The organism is Lamprobacter modestohalophilus, assembly GCF_016583905.1.
Classification (GTDB): Bacteria; Pseudomonadota; Gammaproteobacteria; order Chromatiales; family Chromatiaceae; genus Lamprobacter; species Lamprobacter modestohalophilus.
Map to the genome: position 1 here is coordinate 60,280 of NZ_NRRY01000001.1, position 17,959 is coordinate 78,238.

The 17,959-nt window shown below is 65.6% G+C and carries 12 protein-coding genes; 3 read left to right on the forward strand and 9 right to left on the reverse strand.

Annotated elements, in window-relative coordinates:
- Positions 1 to 78 precede the first annotated feature (78 nt).
- The 6 genes from CKO42_RS00275 to CKO42_RS00300 all read right to left on the reverse strand — a co-directional run bounded on the left by CKO42_RS00275 (position 79) and on the right by CKO42_RS00300 (position 7,396).
- Positions 79 to 2,163 carry a complex I subunit 5 family protein gene (locus tag CKO42_RS00275; protein WP_200236380.1) on the reverse strand — a complete coding sequence of 695 codons (2,085 nt, stop codon included), beginning with the start codon at positions 2,161 to 2,163 and terminating at the stop codon, positions 79 to 81.
- On the reverse strand, positions 2,160 to 3,665 hold the full coding sequence (locus tag CKO42_RS00280; protein WP_420844247.1) for a complex I subunit 5 family protein: 1,506 nt from the start codon (positions 3,663 to 3,665) through the stop codon (positions 2,160 to 2,162). Before CKO42_RS00280 ends, CKO42_RS00275 begins: the two co-directional genes overlap by 4 nt.
- Positions 3,666 to 3,670: 5 nt before the next feature.
- The gene (locus CKO42_RS00285) at positions 3,671 to 5,125 is read right to left on the reverse strand and encodes a complex I subunit 5 family protein (RefSeq protein ID WP_200236386.1); all 1,455 of its coding nucleotides are present in this window, start codon (positions 5,123 to 5,125) and stop codon (positions 3,671 to 3,673) included.
- A 229-nt stretch (positions 5,126 to 5,354) separates the two neighbouring features.
- The gene (locus CKO42_RS00290) at positions 5,355 to 6,089 is read right to left on the reverse strand and encodes a hydrogenase subunit MbhD domain-containing protein (protein WP_200236389.1); all 735 of its coding nucleotides are present in this window, start codon (positions 6,087 to 6,089) and stop codon (positions 5,355 to 5,357) included.
- 151 nt (positions 6,090 to 6,240) lie between these two features.
- On the reverse strand, positions 6,241 to 6,939 hold the full coding sequence (locus CKO42_RS00295) for a cupin domain-containing protein (RefSeq protein WP_420844251.1): 699 nt from the start codon (positions 6,937 to 6,939) through the stop codon (positions 6,241 to 6,243).
- 256 nt (positions 6,940 to 7,195) lie between these two features.
- The gene (locus CKO42_RS00300; RefSeq protein WP_200236393.1) at positions 7,196 to 7,396 is read right to left on the reverse strand and encodes a hypothetical protein; all 201 of its coding nucleotides are present in this window, start codon (positions 7,394 to 7,396) and stop codon (positions 7,196 to 7,198) included.
- 262 nt (positions 7,397 to 7,658) lie between these two features.
- On the opposite strand from CKO42_RS00300, the gene CKO42_RS00305 reads away from it, so the two are divergent.
- On the forward strand, positions 7,659 to 9,977 hold the full coding sequence (locus CKO42_RS00305; RefSeq protein ID WP_200236396.1) for a 2OG-Fe(II) oxygenase: 2,319 nt from the start codon (positions 7,659 to 7,661) through the stop codon (positions 9,975 to 9,977).
- A gap of 148 nt (positions 9,978 to 10,125) precedes the next feature.
- On the opposite strand, the gene CKO42_RS00310 is transcribed toward CKO42_RS00305, so the two are convergent.
- On the reverse strand, positions 10,126 to 11,670 hold the full coding sequence (locus tag CKO42_RS00310; protein WP_200236399.1) for a GGDEF domain-containing protein: 1,545 nt from the start codon (positions 11,668 to 11,670) through the stop codon (positions 10,126 to 10,128).
- A 311-nt stretch (positions 11,671 to 11,981) separates the two neighbouring features.
- Here CKO42_RS00310 and CKO42_RS00315 point away from each other — a divergent pair, with 311 nt between their 5' ends.
- A complete protein-coding gene (locus tag CKO42_RS00315; RefSeq protein WP_200236402.1) occupies positions 11,982 to 13,631 on the forward strand; it encodes a tetratricopeptide repeat protein in 1,650 nt (549 codons plus the stop codon).
- Here CKO42_RS00315 and rlmKL read toward each other — a convergent pair.
- On the reverse strand, positions 13,626 to 16,130 hold the full coding sequence (gene rlmKL / locus CKO42_RS27025) for a bifunctional 23S rRNA (guanine(2069)-N(7))-methyltransferase RlmK/23S rRNA (guanine(2445)-N(2))-methyltransferase RlmL (RefSeq protein ID WP_242479017.1): 2,505 nt from the start codon (positions 16,128 to 16,130) through the stop codon (positions 13,626 to 13,628). The genes CKO42_RS00315 and rlmKL overlap by 6 nt on opposite strands.
- Positions 16,127 to 17,377, reverse strand: a complete 1,251-nt coding sequence (locus CKO42_RS00330) for a LysR substrate-binding domain-containing protein (protein ID WP_200236406.1) — start codon at positions 17,375 to 17,377, stop codon at positions 16,127 to 16,129. The genes rlmKL and CKO42_RS00330 overlap by 4 nt, the downstream gene beginning before the upstream one ends.
- 240 nt (positions 17,378 to 17,617) lie before the next feature.
- Here CKO42_RS00330 and CKO42_RS00335 point away from each other — a divergent pair, with 240 nt between their 5' ends.
- Positions 17,618 to 17,950, forward strand: a complete 333-nt coding sequence (locus CKO42_RS00335; RefSeq protein WP_420844248.1) for a hypothetical protein — start codon at positions 17,618 to 17,620, stop codon at positions 17,948 to 17,950.
- Positions 17,951 to 17,959 lie beyond the last annotated feature (9 nt).

The following is a 17,959-nucleotide window of genomic DNA, read 5'->3' on the forward strand; positions in this document are numbered from 1 at the left end:
TGCGAGGCCCTTCGCTGCGGCTCGCCGCGATTGGCTGATTGCATGAATCGCGCGTTGATATCTTCATCGGTCGCGGTTTCAATGATGAGCGTCTCCATGGGTTTGTCTCCAACGTTGGATGTCGTGGTCGACATCAGCGAGCAACAGCACCGCGGCCAACCCTAGGGCCACGGCCAGCAGTAACAGCGCCAACTGACGGCGCAGCCAGCCCTCGGCGCGCGTCAGTGTATCCAAGCCGGTCAAGCCATCGCGCTCGCGCGCAACCCACCAAGCGATCCAGCCTGATTGCAAGGCGGCTAGCCTCCGCAGCATTCTACGGACGAGATGCCACAGCCAACGGCCGCAGAAGGCCAATGGCCACCAGAGATCGCCGGCGGGCAGCCAGTGGCTCAGCCGCACTGCCACGCGGTGGAGACTCCAGCCAAAGACGACCGACAGGAGCACTCCTAGCCCCAGCGGCCAGAGCAGGGCGGGGAGCGCGCTGAGCGGAGGCCAAGCAAACCTGTCCGCGAGTTGGCCTGAGAGCACGCCTTCGATCCCGCCTGCGAGCAAGCTGAACCAGAGCGGCAAGCTGAGCGCGGCGAGGACGCTGATCAACCAGGCCAGCGGCATGGGTGCGAGAAGGCGTCGATCATTGGCGGCCGTCGGTGCATGCTGGCTCGGGAGGCGGGGGCTCGTGTGATGCTTTTGGCTCGTCTGGCTCGAGCCCGGCATGTGACGTTTCCGCGGCCACTGCCTCCATTGCCGCCACAGCGCTCGCGCCATCAGCAGCGTGGTGCCGACGGCCGCCAGGCTCAGCCAGACGGCCAAGGTCTCTTCTCCAGCGGCATCGAGTGCCTTCTTGGTGCCCCACTTGGCGATCAATCCGGAGCCCAGCGCGCCGGCGAGCGATAGCGCTGGCAGGATCAGCAGCGTCCAGAGCAGCCAGGCAGGTAAGCGCGGCGACTGCTCGCTGATGCCGACCCCGAGGAACAGCGCACCCTTGCTCAAGCCGTGGTGGGCGGCGAAGAACAGCACCAGCACGCTGAGCGCGGGCCAGCTGTCAGGCTGCAGCAGCCCGAGCGCGATCAGAGCCGCGATCATGCCCATCTGGCTGACGCTGGAATAGGCCAGCACCGCCTTTGGGTTGTGCTGCGCGACGCCCCATAAGGCTGCGGCGAAGGCGCCGATCAGGCCAGCGGTCAGCATCGCCAGTCCGAGCCAATGGAATGCCTCGTCGACACCGGCCATGCCTAGCGGCAGCGTGCTCAGCCAGCCGACCAGTCCGGCCTTGATCATCACGCCACTGAGCACGGCGCTGGCCGGTGTTGGTGCGACCGGATGCGCCAACGGCAGCCACAGGTGCAGACCGATCACCCCGGCCTTGACCCCGAAGCCGAGCCAGAGCAACAGGCCCATCCAGAGGCCCATGTCCGCCGTCGCCAGGGTCGCGCGCAGTTCCGACAGGGTCAGCGCCGAGCCCGTCCCGGCGCCCCACAGCAGGCCAGCCAGGATCATCCCTTCCCCGAGCACGGCCATGACCAGATAGGCCAAGCCGCCGGTGCGCGCTTCGCGGCTGCCGCTGTGGATCACCAGCGGGTAGGCCGAGAAGGTCATCAGCGCAAAGCCGAGGTAGAAACTGGCGATATCCTCGGCGACGAGCAGCAGCAGATTGCCGCAAAGGGTCAGCGGCCAGAACAGGGCGAAGCGCAGCAGGCGCGCGCGGCTGTCCGTGTCGCCTGCTGCGGCCTGCGCCTGCTCGGCAGCAAAGTAGCCGCGCGCGTAACAGCCCGCCAGTCCCCACAGCAGGGCGCTGAAGGCCAGCAGCAAGCGGCGTTGGTCATCAAGCTCCCAGGAGCCACCCAGTAGCCAGGCCTCCAGCCAGAGGCTGCCGTCTGGACCCAGCACGGCGAGCGCGAGTGCTGGCAGGGGCGCGCTGATCCAGAGCCAGTCCAGTGGCCGATGCAGGGATTGGCTCGAGGGATGGCTCAGCGGCTGGCTCAGGGGCTGGTTTAGTGGCTTGTTTAAGGAGCGGCTTAGGTGAGGGCGCAGCTGGCCAAGGCCGATCGTCGCCCCGAGTGCGGCGCGTAGGCCCAGCAGCAGCGGCCACAGCAGCGCTGCGAAGAGCAAAGGCGCGAGCGGCAGGCGCAGGAGAGGGAAGGGTGCAAGGCTCAGCTCGGTCATGGCATCAGATAGGTCTGCTCGACCACGCGGGTGGCCCACTGCAAGGGGCTGAACGGCAGTCCCGCCAGCATCCCGGCCAGCAGGCTCAGCAATGCCGTGGCCAGGGCCGGCAGCAGCAGCCAGACGCTGGTCTCGAGCCGACTCGGTGCACGCTCAGCCGGCCAGGTCCCAATCCCATGGGCCGGTCCAGGGCGGAACCAGAGGCGATTCAATATGGGCAGGAAATAGGCCGCGTTGAGCAGGGTGCTGGCCACCAGCACCGCAATGACCCAGGGCATCTCGGCCTGCATCGCACCCATGCCCAGCATCCATTTGCTGATGAAGCCGACCACCGGGGGCATCCCGATCATGCCGAGCGCGCCGATGGTGAAGGCCAAGCTGCTCAGCGGCATGCGCCGACCGACGCCATCGAGCTCATCGATGCGGTGAATCCCTAACTCCTCGGCATAATTGCCAGCGCAGAAGAACAGCGTGACCTTCATCAGCCCCTGATGCAGCAGATGCGCGAGCGCGGCGATGGTCCCTAGCGGCCCGAACAGCCCGATCCCGAGTACGATGTAGGAGACCTGGCTGACCGTGGAGTAGGCCAACCGGGGTTTCAGCTCCTGCTGAGCTAGCGCGCGTAGCGAGCCGTAGACGATGGTGACGGAGGCGATCACCACCAGTCCATCGAGCACGCCTAAGGACGCGCTGAAAGCGATCCCGTAGACATCGTAGACCAGCCGCACGATGCCAAAAGCGCCGGCCTTGACCACGGCCACCGCATGCAGCAGGGCGCTGACCGGCGCCGGGGCCACCATCGCCCGCGGTAGCCAGCCATGCAGCGGCACCAGCGCCGCCTTGACGCCGAAACCGAGGGTCAGTAGCCAGAACAGGCCGATCAGCCAGGGGCGAGCCTCAGGACCCAGCGCCGCTAGGAACTCGCGCTGACCGAAGCGCAGATCCCCAGCCAAGACCTGCAAGGCCACCATGCCGATCATCAACACCAGGCCGGCGCTGAGCGTATAGCGCAGGTAGACGGTGGCTGCGGCCAATGCCTGCGGCGTGCCGCGATGCGCCACCAGCGGATAGGTCGAGAGCGTCAGCAGCTCATAGAAGATCAGCAGGGTAAACAGGTTGCCGGCCAGGCTGATGCCCAGGGTGCTGGCAACGCAAAGGCTGAAGAAGCCGAAGAAGCGGCGACGGTTGGGCGAGTCCTCGAGGTAGCCGATCGCATAGATGGTGGTGAATAGCCAGAGCAGCGAGGATAGCCCTGCGAAGGTGAGCCCGAGCGCGTCTACGCGCAAGACGAAGCTCAGGCCCTCGACCACCGCAAACTCGACCGCATAGACCTCGCCTGCGACCAAGCCCCGCGCCATCCAGATCACCAGCACCAGCTTGATCAGCGCGGCGGCGAGGTTGAGCGCGGTGCGGGTGCGCACAGCCTGTTCCGGCAGCATGAAGATTACGGCTGCGGTCAGGAGCGAGCTGGCCAGGGTCGCCAGCGGTAGCAGAGCGCTCATGGTGCTCATGGCACCCCCACTGGCGCCAGAAACGATAGCGGCCAGCCGGCTGCCAGACCCAGCCCGATGGCGGCCAGCGCCAGCACCAAGGCGATCAGCTCCATCCCCAACGGCAGGCTGCGGAACGCCTGTTCAGGGGCGTCCTCGACGAAGGAACAGCGCAGAACCCGGAACACATAGATGGCGCTGAGCAGGCTGCCCAGCGCGAGCACGACCACCCAGAGCCATTGGCCCGATGCCAACGAGGCCTGCAACCACAGCCACTTGGCGGTGAAGCCGGCGCTCGGCGGCAGTCCCATCAGGGTGACGGCGGCGAGTCCGAAGGTCATCAGCGAGAGCGGCAGTCGGCGGCTGGTCCCGGTCAGGCCCTCGAGCCGATGCGCGCCGGTCGAGAGCAGCAGATTGCCGGCGGCCATGAACATCGCCGCCTTCGCCAACGCATGCCCGGCGAGCTGCAGCCAGGTCGCCTGCCAGGCCATCAATGCGACGGCGGCGCTGGTCCCGGCCAGCAGCGGGAAGGCCAGCATCAGATAGCCCAATTGGCCGACGGTGGACCAGGCCACCAGCTGCTTGAGCCCGACGGCGCGCCAGGCCTGTATCCCACCCCAGAGCACCGCCAGGCTGCCGAGCAGGCCAAGCGCCCAGGCGCCGGCGATGGCCTCGGGCAGCAGCGCGCGCCAGAGCAGCAGCAAGATGAAGAACGAGGCCTTGACCACCAGCGCGCCGTGGATCGCGCTGACCGGGGTCCAGGCGCTGCCATGCACCGGCGCCAGCCAGCTGTGCAGCGGAAAGATCGCCCCTTTCAGCAACAGCCCGCTGGCCAGCAGCGCGACGGCGATTTGCGTCACCGGATCAGGTTGAGCGACCGATGCCAGCCCCGCCATCCCCGCCAGATCGAGTCGGCCCCAAGCGCCGAGCAGCAGGGCAATGCCGAGCAGCCAGGTCAGCGAGCCGACCAGGGCGAACAGCAGATAGCGCAGGCCGGCGGTGAGCGCCTCGGCATTGCCGGGAAGCAACATCATGCCAACGGCGCAGAGCCCCATCAGCTCCAGGCCGGCGTAGAGCAGCAGCAGATCGGCCGCGATCCAGATCAGCCCGAGGCCCAGCGCCAGACCGCCCATCAGTGGCCAGAGCCAGGCGTAGGCGCGCTGGCCGAGTGTCGTGGTGCGGACATAGCCTGCTGCATACAGGGCGCTGGCGAGGAGCAACAGCTGAGTCAGCAGCCACAACAAGGCCGCCAGTCCGTCTAGGCGCCAGTGCAGTGTCAGCGGTCCGAGTGCCAGCTGTCCCGCCATTGGCCCGTCATCGAGCCCGAGCAGCAGCCAGAGTGCCACCAATGGCAGCGGCATGGCGACGAACAAGACCAATCCGCTATGGCGCGGCGGGCGTACCCAAGCCAGCAGACCGAGGGCCAGCGGCGCGAAGAGCAGCCAGAGCAGGTGGAGCGGGGTCGGGCTCATTGATCTGAGCCTGAGCCTGAGCTTGGACCTGAGCTTGAGCCGAGGTCCGACTCTGAACCTGGATTCGGAGCTACCCTCGATCCGCTCAGTGAACCTGAAACGCGACCTGCAACTGAAACGGCACCAGCACCAGCACCAGAACTTGATCCAGTATCCGCAATACCACCCGATCCGCTGCCTAAAGCGAGACCAGAGCCAAAGATGGCATTTAACCTGAATTCCAAGTGATTCATCGGCCGGGGTGGCGCGGCGCCATGGGCGTTAAGGTGACCTGACCAGCCTGTGCATGCAGTTGCAGCAACAGCGCCGCGCCGAGCACCGAGCCGAGCAGCGCCACCACCAAGCCGATGAAGATCAACGCCCGGACCTCGGCGATCGGAGCAGGCTCCAGATGCGCGATCATTGACACCGGCACCGGCGCAGCAACCCCGGCCAGTAGCAGGAACACCCCGGAGCCAAGCAGGTTGAAGGCCAGCAGTCGGCGCAGCAGGTGGCGCTGAGCGCTGAAGGCCCAGAGCCCCAGGCCCATGATCAGCACACCGGTCGCGGTCAACAGCGTGCTGGTCGATGTCGGCGGGCTCAGCGCGTCGAGGCCGAGCAGCATGACCAAGGCAACGCCGCTCAGACCCAGCCAGCTCAGGATCAGCAGCCAGCGCAGCGGGGCGCTGAGGCGGGCTCGCCGCGGTGTCTCATCGACGGGCGCCAAACGCGGCAATGCCCCGCGGCCGCGCAGCGTCCAGAGCAATGTGCCACCGGTCAGCAGCGCGCCGAGCAGCGCCTCGGCCAGTGCCAGCCAAGGCGATCCGAGCACCAGCCAGGCCAATGACATCAGCAGCGCGAAGGCCACGAAGCCTTGGCAAGCGCGCCAAAGGTTCCGATGGAGAAGGCAGAAGCCGGCTAGGAACAGCAACAGAGACACCAGCACCCAGGCTGCTGCTGAGACTGCCGCTGGAGCGATGGTCAACGCAGCCTCCCGCTGATCGGAGACTTGCAGGGTCTGACAGGCTGCAACCCGTCATGCGTCTTCATGCGCGCTTATGCTTGTCGCTGAGGGTGGTTGCTGAGGGTGGTCACTGCTGGTGGTCGCTGATCATGGTCGGCCATGAGCTTGAGCATCAGGGGCCGGGCTTGGCTTGATCGGTGCTCATCAGATCGAGCCCACCAACGCGCACATAGATCAGGCAACCGGTGTCAGAGAACGGCTGGTGCCGGCTGAGATGCGGACTGCGCATCCAGGTGCCCTCCGGGTAGCGGCCCTGCTCATCGGCGAATTCGCCTTCGAGCACGAAGATCTCTTCCCCGCCCCAGTGGCTGTGCGGCTGAAACTGGGTGCCGGGCGCCCAGCGCACCAGCGCCACGCTCTCCGGATAGCCGGGCTGGCTGTACAGCGGCCGGACGCTGAGGCCGTCGACCAGACCGGGGCGCCAGCTGCTGGCGGCCTGGGTGTCCTCCACCAAGCGCGGGCGATCACTGCCGGGATATTGGCGCAAACGCACCAGCAGCGTGCAGCCGGGCTCGGAGCGGGGTGAGTGCCGGCTGCCATCGGGATTCATCAAGAAGGTGCCGGCGGGATAGTCACCCTGCTCGTCGGAGAAGACCCCGTCCAAGACCAGGATCTCTTCGCCCTCGGGATGGCTGTGCTCGGCGAAGGCGCCGCCGGGTGCGTAGCGGACCAGACTGGTCACCGGCCCGAATTCGCCACCTTGCCGGTAAAGCGGCTTGCGCCAGACCGTGCCGCTTGGGCTCGGCTCCCAGTCCAGCTGCCGGGTGTCGACCACCACCCGTTGTGCAAGATCGGCGTGGATGTCGGGCAATTCTGGGGTCGGCACTGGTTGCATCTTGGGTGCTGGGGTTTGCTGCTGCATGCTGCTAGGTGGTTGAGACGCGAGTCGTGACGGATGAGTTCATTAAGCGATCATGGCTGAGCGAGTGAAGCTCCCGCAGGCAACAGCTATCCTTGCTTATCTGCGCGACGGCCAATGATGATCCGGAGGTGGGAGGGGACCGATAAACAGTTCGCGCCGTTCTAGCGTCAGCGTGGTGCTGTTTGCCGAGGCTTCGGCTGTGGGGTTAGCGCTGTGGTCGAGCGGATGAGCGGACATGGCGCTCAGTCTCCATGATCTGGCGCATGTCTGCCCCAATCGCCTCCAGGTCCGTGCGCAACAGTTCGGCATCGGAGCGTTGTGGCAAATAACGCTGCGGATCGGGTGCCGGTGCAATGTCGATGACGCTGCCTACACCGCGTAAGAAGCGTTTGAGGGTTTTGTTCATGCTGGTATCCAGATGCTCGTGCGAGCCAACACAACATCTTGTCTCAAGTCTGTCATCGAGACAGAGGGCGTGGCTTTATCGAGTGTCGTTTCGATGTCTAAGACAGCAGTTTATCGCGCCTGTTCGCGCAAGCGCTATGGCTTGACGTTTATCGTCTTCATCCATGCTTGACCTGCCGCCGTCGGGCCGATCAAGTACACTGCCAGGGCCTTTCAGGCGCCAACGCAAGCAACCCAATCCAACCAACAACGAAGCGCTTCCGATGCCCCATCTTGCCAACCAGATCGCCGCCATCCTGTCTGAGGTCCAGCATCCTGGCGAGTTCTATGCCAGCGGCACCTTGGATATGCATCCCTTTCAGCTCCAGGTCGAGGGTCTCGGCCCGATCGCTATGCCGTTGTTGCCGGTGCAGGCAGAGCAGCTGGTTGCGCTGGCGGAGCAGGCGCCTTACGGCCGTGGGACGGAGACGCTGGTGGATACCGAGGTGCGCCGAACCTGGCAGATCGATGCCGCCAAGCTCCAACTCAGCGGTCGGCGCTGGGCCGGGGATCTCGAGCGGGTGGTGCGCCAGGTCACCACCGGGTTGGGCGTGCATGGCCAGGTCGAGGCCGCGCTCTACAAGCTCCTGATCTACGATGCCGGCAGCTTCTTCGTCTCGCATCGCGATACCGAGAAGGCGCCCGGCATGTTTGCCACCCTGGTGATGGTGCTGCCCTCGCTCTACACCGGCGGCGAGCTGATCGTCCGCCACAAGGCGCAAGAGGTGCGCCTGGATCTGCGCCGCGATGAGCCCTCGGAGGTCGCCTTCGCCGCCTTCTACGCCGACTGCCGGCATGAGGTGCAGCCGATCGCCTCTGGCCATCGCCTGGCGCTGGTCTACAACCTGATCCGCACCGACGGTGGCCCGCTGCCGCAGCCGCCGGATCATGACAGCCAACGCGAGGAGCTGACGCAACAGCTGCGCGGCTGGCAGGGCGAGCCGCACAAGTTGGTGCTGCCGCTGGAGCATGCCTATACCCCAGCGGAGTTGGGCTTTCACAGCCTCAAGGGCGTCGATGCCTCGGTCGCGAGTCTGGTGCTGGATGCCGCGCAAGCGACCGACTGCGATTTGCACCTTGGGCTGGTCACCGTCTTTGAGCAGGGCAGCGCCGAGTACACCGGCGGTTGGTACGGCCGTGATGTGGATATGGAGGTGGGTGAGGTCTTCGAGCAAGGCCGCTACATCCATCAGTGGCGCGCGGCCAATGGGGAGCCGCTGGAGCTGGGCCATCTGGATTTTGATGACGATGAGGTCAGCCCGCCGGATGCCTTTGATGGCTTCGAGGACATCGAGCCCGATTTCGAGGAGGCCACCGGCAACGAAGGCGCCTCCTACGAGCGCACCTACCAATGCGCGGCGCTGGTGCTCTGGCCGCGCGCGCATCGAGCGCTGGTGCTGGTTGATGCGGGACTGAGCGTCAGTCTGCCCTATCTGACTGACCTGGTCGAACGTTGGCGAGCGGCCGGGGCGGTCTCGGGCGACGCGGTCTGGCAGCAGGCACATGGGCTAGCGCTGGCGATTCGCGACGATTGGCCGCGCGAGCGCTGGCAAGCGCAGAATGCCAATAAGGCCGGCTATGGCGCGGCCTTGCTCAGCGCCTTGAGCGCGCTGGGCGATGCGTCCGCGGCGGCCGAGTTCGTGGTCGAGCGGATGGCGACCGGTGCTTATGATCAGGCCGACAATGCCCAGCTCGTCGAACTGCTTGGCCACGTACCCGCCGCTCGCGCCGGCGAACTGCTGGCGGCCCTGGTCAAGGGCAATGCCCGAGTCGTACCTGAGGCCTGTGCCGCGCTCTTGGCGCACTGTGTCGAACAGAACCTGCTGGATGCCGAGGATCTACGGCCGGCGGCTGCCGCTCTGTTGGCCGGCTTGCCCGGTGCGCCACAGCCCGCAGCGGCACAGGCCGTTGGGTCACAGCCCGTTGCTGGTGCTGGTGCTGGTGCTGGTGCTGATGATGGCGATGCGGCCGAGGTCATCCCGCAGTGGCGAGCCGCAAAGCCATCGCAACGGCTGGTCGCCGATACGCTGCGGGCCTTGGACCAGATCGACCCGAGTCTCGCCGAGCAGGCCCTAGCACGCTGTCTGTCTGATCCCGAGCGCTATCCGATGGACGCCATCCTTCTCGCGGCGGCCCTGAGCCTGGCCGACTCAGCGGTGCCGATGCCCGCGGACAGCGCATCCGCCCGCTTGCGTGAGGCGGTGCTCGCGCATCTCGAGCGACGTATCGCCGAGCCACTGGAGCCGCCCGCCGATTGGCAGCGTCCGGCCGAGCTGCGCTGTCGTTGCCAGTATTGCCAAGACCTCAGCCGCTTTCTGGCCTCGCCGAGCGAGTCGACTTGGCAGCTCAAGGCCGCCCAAAACGCGCGTAGCCATGTCGAGCAGAGAATCCAGATGGATCAGTGCGATCTGGATCGGACCACCGATAAGCGTGGGCGTCCGTTTACCTTGATCTGCACCAAGAACCAGGCCAGCTATGTGCGCCGTGTCCGCCAGCGCGAGCAGGATCTTGCCGATCGCGCGCGCTTGATTCGGCCGGCCTAGCCGTCTGGATCTAGCCGCTTGGGGCTGGCGGCTTGGGGCTGGCGGCTTGGACCTAGCCGTTCGTACCGAGCTGCTCATACCAAACTGCTTGCGTGATGCTGCCAGGTGCGCCTAGGCAGGCGCGGCGATGGCTGATGGTCGCGATCGCTCACCCTAGCGTCACCCGGTTGCGCCCTTGCTCCTTGCTCTTGTAGAGCGCGCGATCGGCAGCGCGGATCAGTTCGACCTTGGTGGGTGGAGTGCCTTGTCCGTTCCAATGCGCGAGACCGATGCTCATGGTGATGCGCAGTGGCGTCTCGCCAAAGCGGAACCGGGCCTGTTCGATCTCATGGCGCAAGCGCTCGGCGAATTGCTGACTCTGCTCAGGCTCCAACTCCGGCAGGATGATGAGGAATTCCTCGCCGCCATAGCGGGCGATCCTGTCGGAGTCGCGGATCAGCGTCTGGCACAGCTTGGCGAGCTGCATCAAGACCTGGTCGCCGGCCTGGTGCCCGTGTTGATCGTTGAGGGCCTTGAAGTGATCGATGTCGAAGAGCACGAGCGTCAGCGGGCGCTGATAGCGCGTGGCGCGCTCGAGCTCGGTATCGATCAGCTCCTGCATATAGGCGTGATTGTAGAGCCCGGTGAGTCCATCGGTGCGCGAGAGTGAGAGCAGATGCTCCTCGCGTGCGAGGGTGGAGACAATCGGCCGTAGCGACAGCACCGTGAGCAGATAGACGACCAGGGTGGCGCCAGCCGTGGTCGCCAGTAACACCTGTATCTGCTGGTCGATGGGGGCATAGAATTGCTCGGCGTCAACGATTGAGACCAGGCTCCAGCGGTCCCCCTCGAGCGGTTGTTGGCGAATGATGAAGCGTGGATCGCTCGAGCCTGATGCCAAAAACTGTTGCAGCGCTGTCTGGGCCTGATCCTTCGAAGCTTGTTCCGTCAGAGCCTGTTCCGTCAGAGCCTGGTCATTCGGGGCTTGCTCAGCTGGGACCTGGTCAGTAGTGGGTTGTTCAGTCGCAGCTTGGTCAGCAGAGGGCTGGTCGGTTGTTGTTTGGCGCGGCCAATATTTGATTTGACGCTCGCCCGAGACCAGCGCCAAGAGGCTGGCGGGGCGGCTCTGTTCGCCGATGAACTGCTGCACCGCCTGATCGCTGATGATCAGGGTGTCGAAGCCGATGCGCTCACCGCTGCCATCGAAGAGCGGCGAGCAATAGACGAGCGCACCGGTGCGCTTGGCCGCTTCGTTCGACAGCCGTTGCACCTGCTGGAGCGCGTCGTCCATGCAGGCCGCCGTTAGTGTCACGGGAACCGGCCGGCCGACGCTGAATAGAGGCTCGCCATCCGGGCCTTGGCGGGCGATGGCGAGTATGAGGTCGTTGGCGCGCAAGGCATCGGCGAGCTTCGGCTGACTGAAGTCGACCAGTGCCTCGCGGCTGATCTCGCCACGCAGATAGGCAGCCTGTTTGAGACGAATCGCGGTGCGGCTCGCTGCTTGTCGCGCGAGATCTTCATGATGCTGCAGGATGCCCTGCAAGCGCCCGGCGCTGTTCTGCACCGCCAGTTCCAGACTCTGGGTGTGGGTTGCCCGCAGATAGCCGACCAGCGGCCGCAGACCGAAGAAGTAAAAACTGCTGATCAGCAACAGGCTGCTCAGTCCAACAACCACGTAGATGTTGTAGATCTGACCGCGGTGTTTGATGTTCATTGGGGTGATTGGCGCTGACAAGGGCTGTATCTGCGCATGCGCGCTGGCTGCAAGCGCATGAAATCTGTTTTAACTGCCGGTTCGAGGGGCTTCGCTGAGGTAGGTTCAGGGCCACCAGGCCAGGGGCTGGCTCGCGCTGATCGTTGCCCGCTGAGCACATGCTCGGCGTCCATGGAGGCAATGTCTGTGCGTCAAACAGAACACAGGATATGCCATGAGTCTAACCTGATTTAGAGGCCGCAATCATTGACCTCGCGCGACGGCGCGAAACACAATCTTGCCGCTGCAACTGACGAAACGGGAGAGACATCATGGTGCAGGCGCGCCGCACCGCTTCGCGCGGTCCGATGCGGGGACCTTCACACAGTGGGGACAAAGCGCTCGCTGAGGCTGCTGGCCTCCATCGTGCCGGTCAGCTCGAACAGGCCGAGAAGGCCTATCGTCGCATCCTGCGGCGGCGTCCGACTGATGCCCGCGCCCTCTATTATCTGGGGATCGCGGTCCACCAACGCCGTCGGCCCAAGGAGGCGATTCGCCATTTTTGCGCCTCGCTGAAGGGTGATCCGAACAACCCCGAGGTGCATCGCTACCTGGGATTGGCGCTGAAGGATACCGGCCAGCCAGCGGCGGCCGAGGGCGCCTATCGCGATGCGCTAGCGGTGGCGCCGAATAGCCCGGAGATCCTGGCCAATCTCGCCACCGTGCTCAAGGCGCAGGATCGGCAGGATGAGGCGCTTGAGGCCTTGGAGCGGGCGGTCAGCCTGGCGCCCGACTCGGCACCGATTCTCACCGCCTGTGGACATGCGCAGCGCGAAGCAGGTCGCCTGGATGAGGCTGAGGCGCTGCACCGCCGCGCACTGTCACAGCGCCCTGACCATGCCCCCTCGCTGACCGGGCTCTCGGCGACGCTATGGCGCAAGGGGCGCGATGACGAAGCGGCCCAGGCCGCGCGCCAGGCCATCGCGCAGGCCCCGCAATTGGCACAGGCGCATCTGATGCTGGGCAACGCGCTGCGCCGGCTGAAGCAGCCGCAAGAGGCGATGGCGGCGTTTCGAGCGGCGACGGAAGTCGCGCCTGAAGATCCGACCCCGCGCGTGGGCTTGGCTGAGGCGGCTCAGGATGCTGGAGCACTCGAGACCGCGTTGCAGGAAGGCCGCCGCGCGCTAGCGCTGCAGCCCGATGCGGAGTCCCTGCACACAGTCCATGGCCAAACCCTCTATGCGCTGCGTGCCGCTGGCAGCCTGGAGCAGGCCCGGCAAGAGGCCATCGCTTGGCTCAACGCCTATCCCAACAGCCCGACGGCTCAGCATCTGGCGCCGGCGCTGATGGACGCCGCGCCGCCCGAGCGGGCCAGCAGCCCCTATGTGCGGGCCACCTTCGACGCCTTCGCCGAGAGCTTTGATGATCGACTCGGCGCCCTCGACTATGCCGGGCCGGCCCTAGTCGAGCGCCTGCTGCGCGCGGCACGTCCCGAGGGCGTGGACAGCCTGCTCGACCTCGGCTGCGGCACCGGGCTGGTCGCGCCGGTGGTGCGCCCGCTGGCTCAGCGTCTGGAGGGCTTGGACCTGTCGCCCGAGATGCTCGCCCGCGCCGCCGAGCGCGATCTCTATGACGCTTTACATGAGGCCGATGCTGAGGCCTTCTTGGCTCCAGCGCAGGCGGATTGGGACGTCATCATCGCTGCCGATGTGCTGATCTACATGGGCGCCTTGGAACCGCTGGTTGCCGCTGTCGCCTCCGCGCTGCGGCCCGAAGGCCTGTTCATCGCCACCACAGAGGAGGCTGACGGTGAATCCTGGGAGCTCCAGCCGTCAGGACGCTATCGACACAGCCGGCGCTATCTGCGTCAGGTGCTCGACGCGGCGGGATTGATCATCGACCAGCTCGAGACGGTGGTGCTCCGCCACGAAGGCGAGCGGCCCGTGGAGGCCTTGGCAGTGGTCGTACGGCGCGCATCATGATCCGCGCCGAATCCGCCAGCAGCGGTGGATATGCGGATGGCGGGCGAAGTCTTTGGGGATGGTCTGGGCGCTGATGTCCTCGATGTCCAGATCGCTCAGCGCCTCCTCGTCGAGCTTGAAGCGGCGCTTGTTGGTCGAGAAAATCAGCTCGCCATCGGCCGCGAGCAGGGCCACGGCGGCGCGGATCAGCCTGACTTGATCGCGCTCGACATCAAAGGTGCCGTCCATGCGCTTGGAGGTCGAGAAGGTCGGCGGATCGAGGAAGATCAGCCCAAAGTGGCCACGATAGGCGCGGGCCTGCTCGAGCCACTCCAGGCAGTTGGCCTGGATCAGCTGATGGTCGTGGCCGGTGAAGCCGTTCAGCGCCAGGTTGCGCCGCGCCCAATCGAGGTAGGTCTTGGAGAGGTCAACCGTGGTGGTCGAGCGGGCGCCACCCCGGGCGGCATGGCAGCTCGCGACGCCGGTGTAGCCGAACAGATTAAGCATGTTGCGATCAGCGGCCAGGTGGCCAATCAACCGCCGCGTCTCACGGTGATCGAGAAACAGGCCGGTATCCAGATAGTCCTCGAAGTTGACCAATAGGGTCAGCTCATCCTCGGCGACCTTGTGGAAGTGGCCAGTCTGCGCCAGCCGCTCGTATTGGGCCTTGCCGCGCTGCGGCTGGCGGACCTTGAAGAACAGGTCGTGCTCCGGCACCTCGAGCACCTCGGCGATGACACCGATGCCTTCGCGCAGCCGCCGCCGTGCGGCCTTGGGATCGATGTCGGGCGGGGCGGCGTATTCCTGCACCTGCACGAAGCGCCGCTCCGGGGTCGCCGGGTTGGCGCTCTGGTAGACATCGACCGCCAGCGCGTACTCGGGCAGATCGGCATCATAGAGTCGGTAGCAACCGATGCCCTCGCGCTGTAGCCATTTCCTGAGCGCCTTCTGATTCTTGCGCAGCCGGTTGGCGAGCATCTCGGCACCGGGTCCGCGCTCGGCAGGAGGCAATGGGCGAGGGCGGTCTGAGACATGCGCCTCGGGGCGGACCTCGAAATGCAGCAGCCGGCATTCGATCGGCCCGTTGTAGAGGGTATGAAACCGATGCGCGCGCAGCCCCATACGCTTACCAAGCTCCGGGTTGCCGGTCAGCACGGCAGCGCGCCAGCCCCCGAACTGGATACGTAGCAAGGCGCCCAGTGATTGGTAGAGGCCGGCGAGATCCTCGGCGCCGATGCGCTCGCCATAGGGCGGGTTGGTGATCAGCAGGCCGGGTATCGGCGTGGTATTTGATGCACGCTCGGATGAGGCGGCAGAGGGGATCGGCTGGGGGCTCCTGTGAGCGTTGCCCGCAGGGGGTCTCAGACCGATGTCAGTGTCCGTGCCAACGCGTGTTTCCACGCTGCCGCCGTTGCCGGCCTCGACGTCGGTGCCACTGCTGGCGCTCGAACTCGCGCTGCTGGCGTTGGTGTCCGCAATGGTGCCTGTGCCGGTCAGCGGATCGGAGCTTGAGTCTGGACTGAGGCCTGGGCTTGGATTCAGGCTTTGATCGATGCTTTGATCGAGGCTGAGGCTTGCCATCTGTGATCTGCGACTGGGCCGGCAATCTTCCAGTGCCTGTCGCTCGAACTGCACATGACCAGCAAGTCCGGCATGCGAGGCGTTGGCATGCGCGGCCTTGATTGCGGCCGGATCGAGATCGCTGCCGCGCAGCCGGGTGCTGCTGCGCACAAGCCGATGCAGGCCGGTTGCGCGGCGCTCCTTGGCCTCGGCGAGGAGCGTCCTCCAGGCACTCCAGGCTGCCTGATCATGACCACGCCAGCCGCTGAAGCCCCAATAGTCGCGTCGCAGGCCGGGGGCGATGTCGGCGGCGATCAGCGCGCCTTCGATCACCAGGGTGCCGATGCCACAGAGCGGGTCGATCAGCTCACCGCCGCCGGCGGCGATCTCGGGCCAGCCGGCCCGCAGCAGCAGCGCGGCCGCCAGGGTCTCCTTCAAGGGCGCGGCGCCGCCTTGGATGCGCCAGCCGCGCCGATGCAGGGCCTCGCCGGAGAGGTCGAGAAAGAGCACCGCCTGGTCGCGGAACAGCCGGCAGCGCAGCGCCAGATCGGGCTGGATCGGGCGCACGCTCGGGCGGCTGCCGCTGCGCTCGCGGATCTGATCGACGATCGCATCCTTGACGCGCTGGGCCGCAAACTGGGTGTGCTCGATCTGCGAGCGGGCGCTGTCGACCGAGACCGCGAGGGTCTGCTCCGGCCCAAGGTGTTCGGACCAGTCGATCTCGCGCACGCCGGCGTAAAGGGCATCCGGGTTTGGTGCGGCGAAGTCGCTGAGCGGCAGCAGCACGCGGCTGGCGACCCGCGACCAGAGGCAGACGCGGTAGGCGTCGGCCAGGCTGCCAGAAAAGTCGACCCCGGCGCGGGTCTCGACCGCGGTCTCGATGCCGAGGCCACGCAGCTCATCGGCGAGCAGGCTCTCGAGATTGCGCGCGGCGCTGACGAAGAAGCGTTGCTCGCTCATTTGTTTGATGCCGTTGAAGATGCAGGCGCGGGTGCAGATTCCTCTGCAGGAGCAGCCGCATTCGCGATGGTTGACGTGGCGCTGTGCGTCGAATCGGATGTAGGCGTCGATACGGATACGGCGGCCGATCCGGATGTCGGTTTCGATTCGGAAACAGGAGTCGATCTGGATGCAGGAGTCAGCCCGGAGGCGCGCATCGATCCGGAAGCGCTTGCGGCTGCCGGAGCCACGCTCTGTTCTGGCGCGGATGCAGCGACCGAGGCGGACGCTGCGGCAGGCGTGGGCGCATTCAGTGCGTCATCGACGGCCGCAGTAACCGGCGCCGGCGCGCCCGGCAACGGCCGCACCGAGTCCGGCAACTGCGAGACCAAGACTTCGGCAAAGGCATCCAACGCCTGCTGACGCGGAAAGCTGCGCCGCGAGACCAGCGAGATGCGCCGATAGGCATCTGGCAGATGCAGTGGCCGCCGCACGATTGGGCTGTCCGGTGGATTCTCGCCGCTGCAGGCCAACGCCGGTAGCAAGGTGCAGCCGAAACCGGCGCCGACTAGCTGCAGCAGGGTCTCAAGGCTCGAGGCACGCAGATCGGCCATCTCGCCACTGCGCGGGCGCTCGGCCAGGCGACAGACCTCCATCACCTGATGAGTCAGGCAATGGCCGTCGCTGAGCAGCAGCAGCTCGGTTTCTTCCAGATCGGCCTCGGTAATTTCGGGCTTGTCGCCGAGCGGATGCTGGCGCGGATGTGCGAGCCAGAACGGCTCCTCGAACAGCGGCCGCGCGACCAGCTCAGGCTCGGCGACTGGGGTCGCCAGCAGCGCCGCATCGACCTCATGATGCTCGAGCCGCTTGAGCAGGGTCTCGGTGATCTCCTCGATCAGCACCAGCTTGATCTGTGGCAAGCGCTCGCGCAGCGGTAGCAGGATTAGCGGCAGCAGATAAGGGCTCAGCGTCGGGATGGCGCCGATGCGCAATGGCCCGGCGAGCGGGTCCTGATGCGCGCGGGCAACCTGCTCGATGGCATCCGCCTGCTCCATCAGTAGGCGTGCATGCTGCAGGATTAGCTGACCGGTCGGCGTGATTTCGACCGAGCGATTGGTGCGCTCGAAGATGGTCACGCCGAGCTCATGCTCGAGCTTGCGGATCTGGCCGCTCAGCGTCGGTTGACTGACGAACGAGCGCTCAGCGGCGCGGCCGAAGTGGCGGGTCTCGGCAAGAGCGAGGATGTATTTGATATCGCGCAGATTCATAACGGTGGGACAGTGCGGTGCCTGAGGCTGCAGGCGATAAGGATACCCCGAACCGCTCGAAGTCCGGCTTGCTGGTCTGGCTTGTTGGTCACAATCTTCACAAAACGCTGTCTTCCAAACAAAACGCTGTCTTCCAAACAAAACGCTGTCTTCCAAAAAGGCGCTGGGGGAACCACCTGTAATCCAGTAGGGATCTGTACTAGACTCCTGGCTATGCGTGTTTGGGATCAGCGACCAGTCTTGCTAACGATGATGTTGAACTCACGTCCCCTGGATGAAATCCAGACCGGCATGGTGATCGGCGCTGATGTCTATGATCCAAATGGGCTCGTTCTGCTGCGGGCAGGCACGATGATTACCGAACGCACTATCCGTGCGCTCAAATGTTGGGGAATAGCCGAGGCTCCGATCAGCATCTCTGGTGAGACTGTACCTGACACCGCGGAGCAACATCGTTCCCATCAGGCGCTCATAGCGATGCTCGACGCCCAGTTTGCACTCAGCAACCTCGGGCATCCGGTTATCCAAGCGCTTTATGGCCTCTGTCTTGAGCGCGCTCAGCAACAGCAATGAGCCACTTGC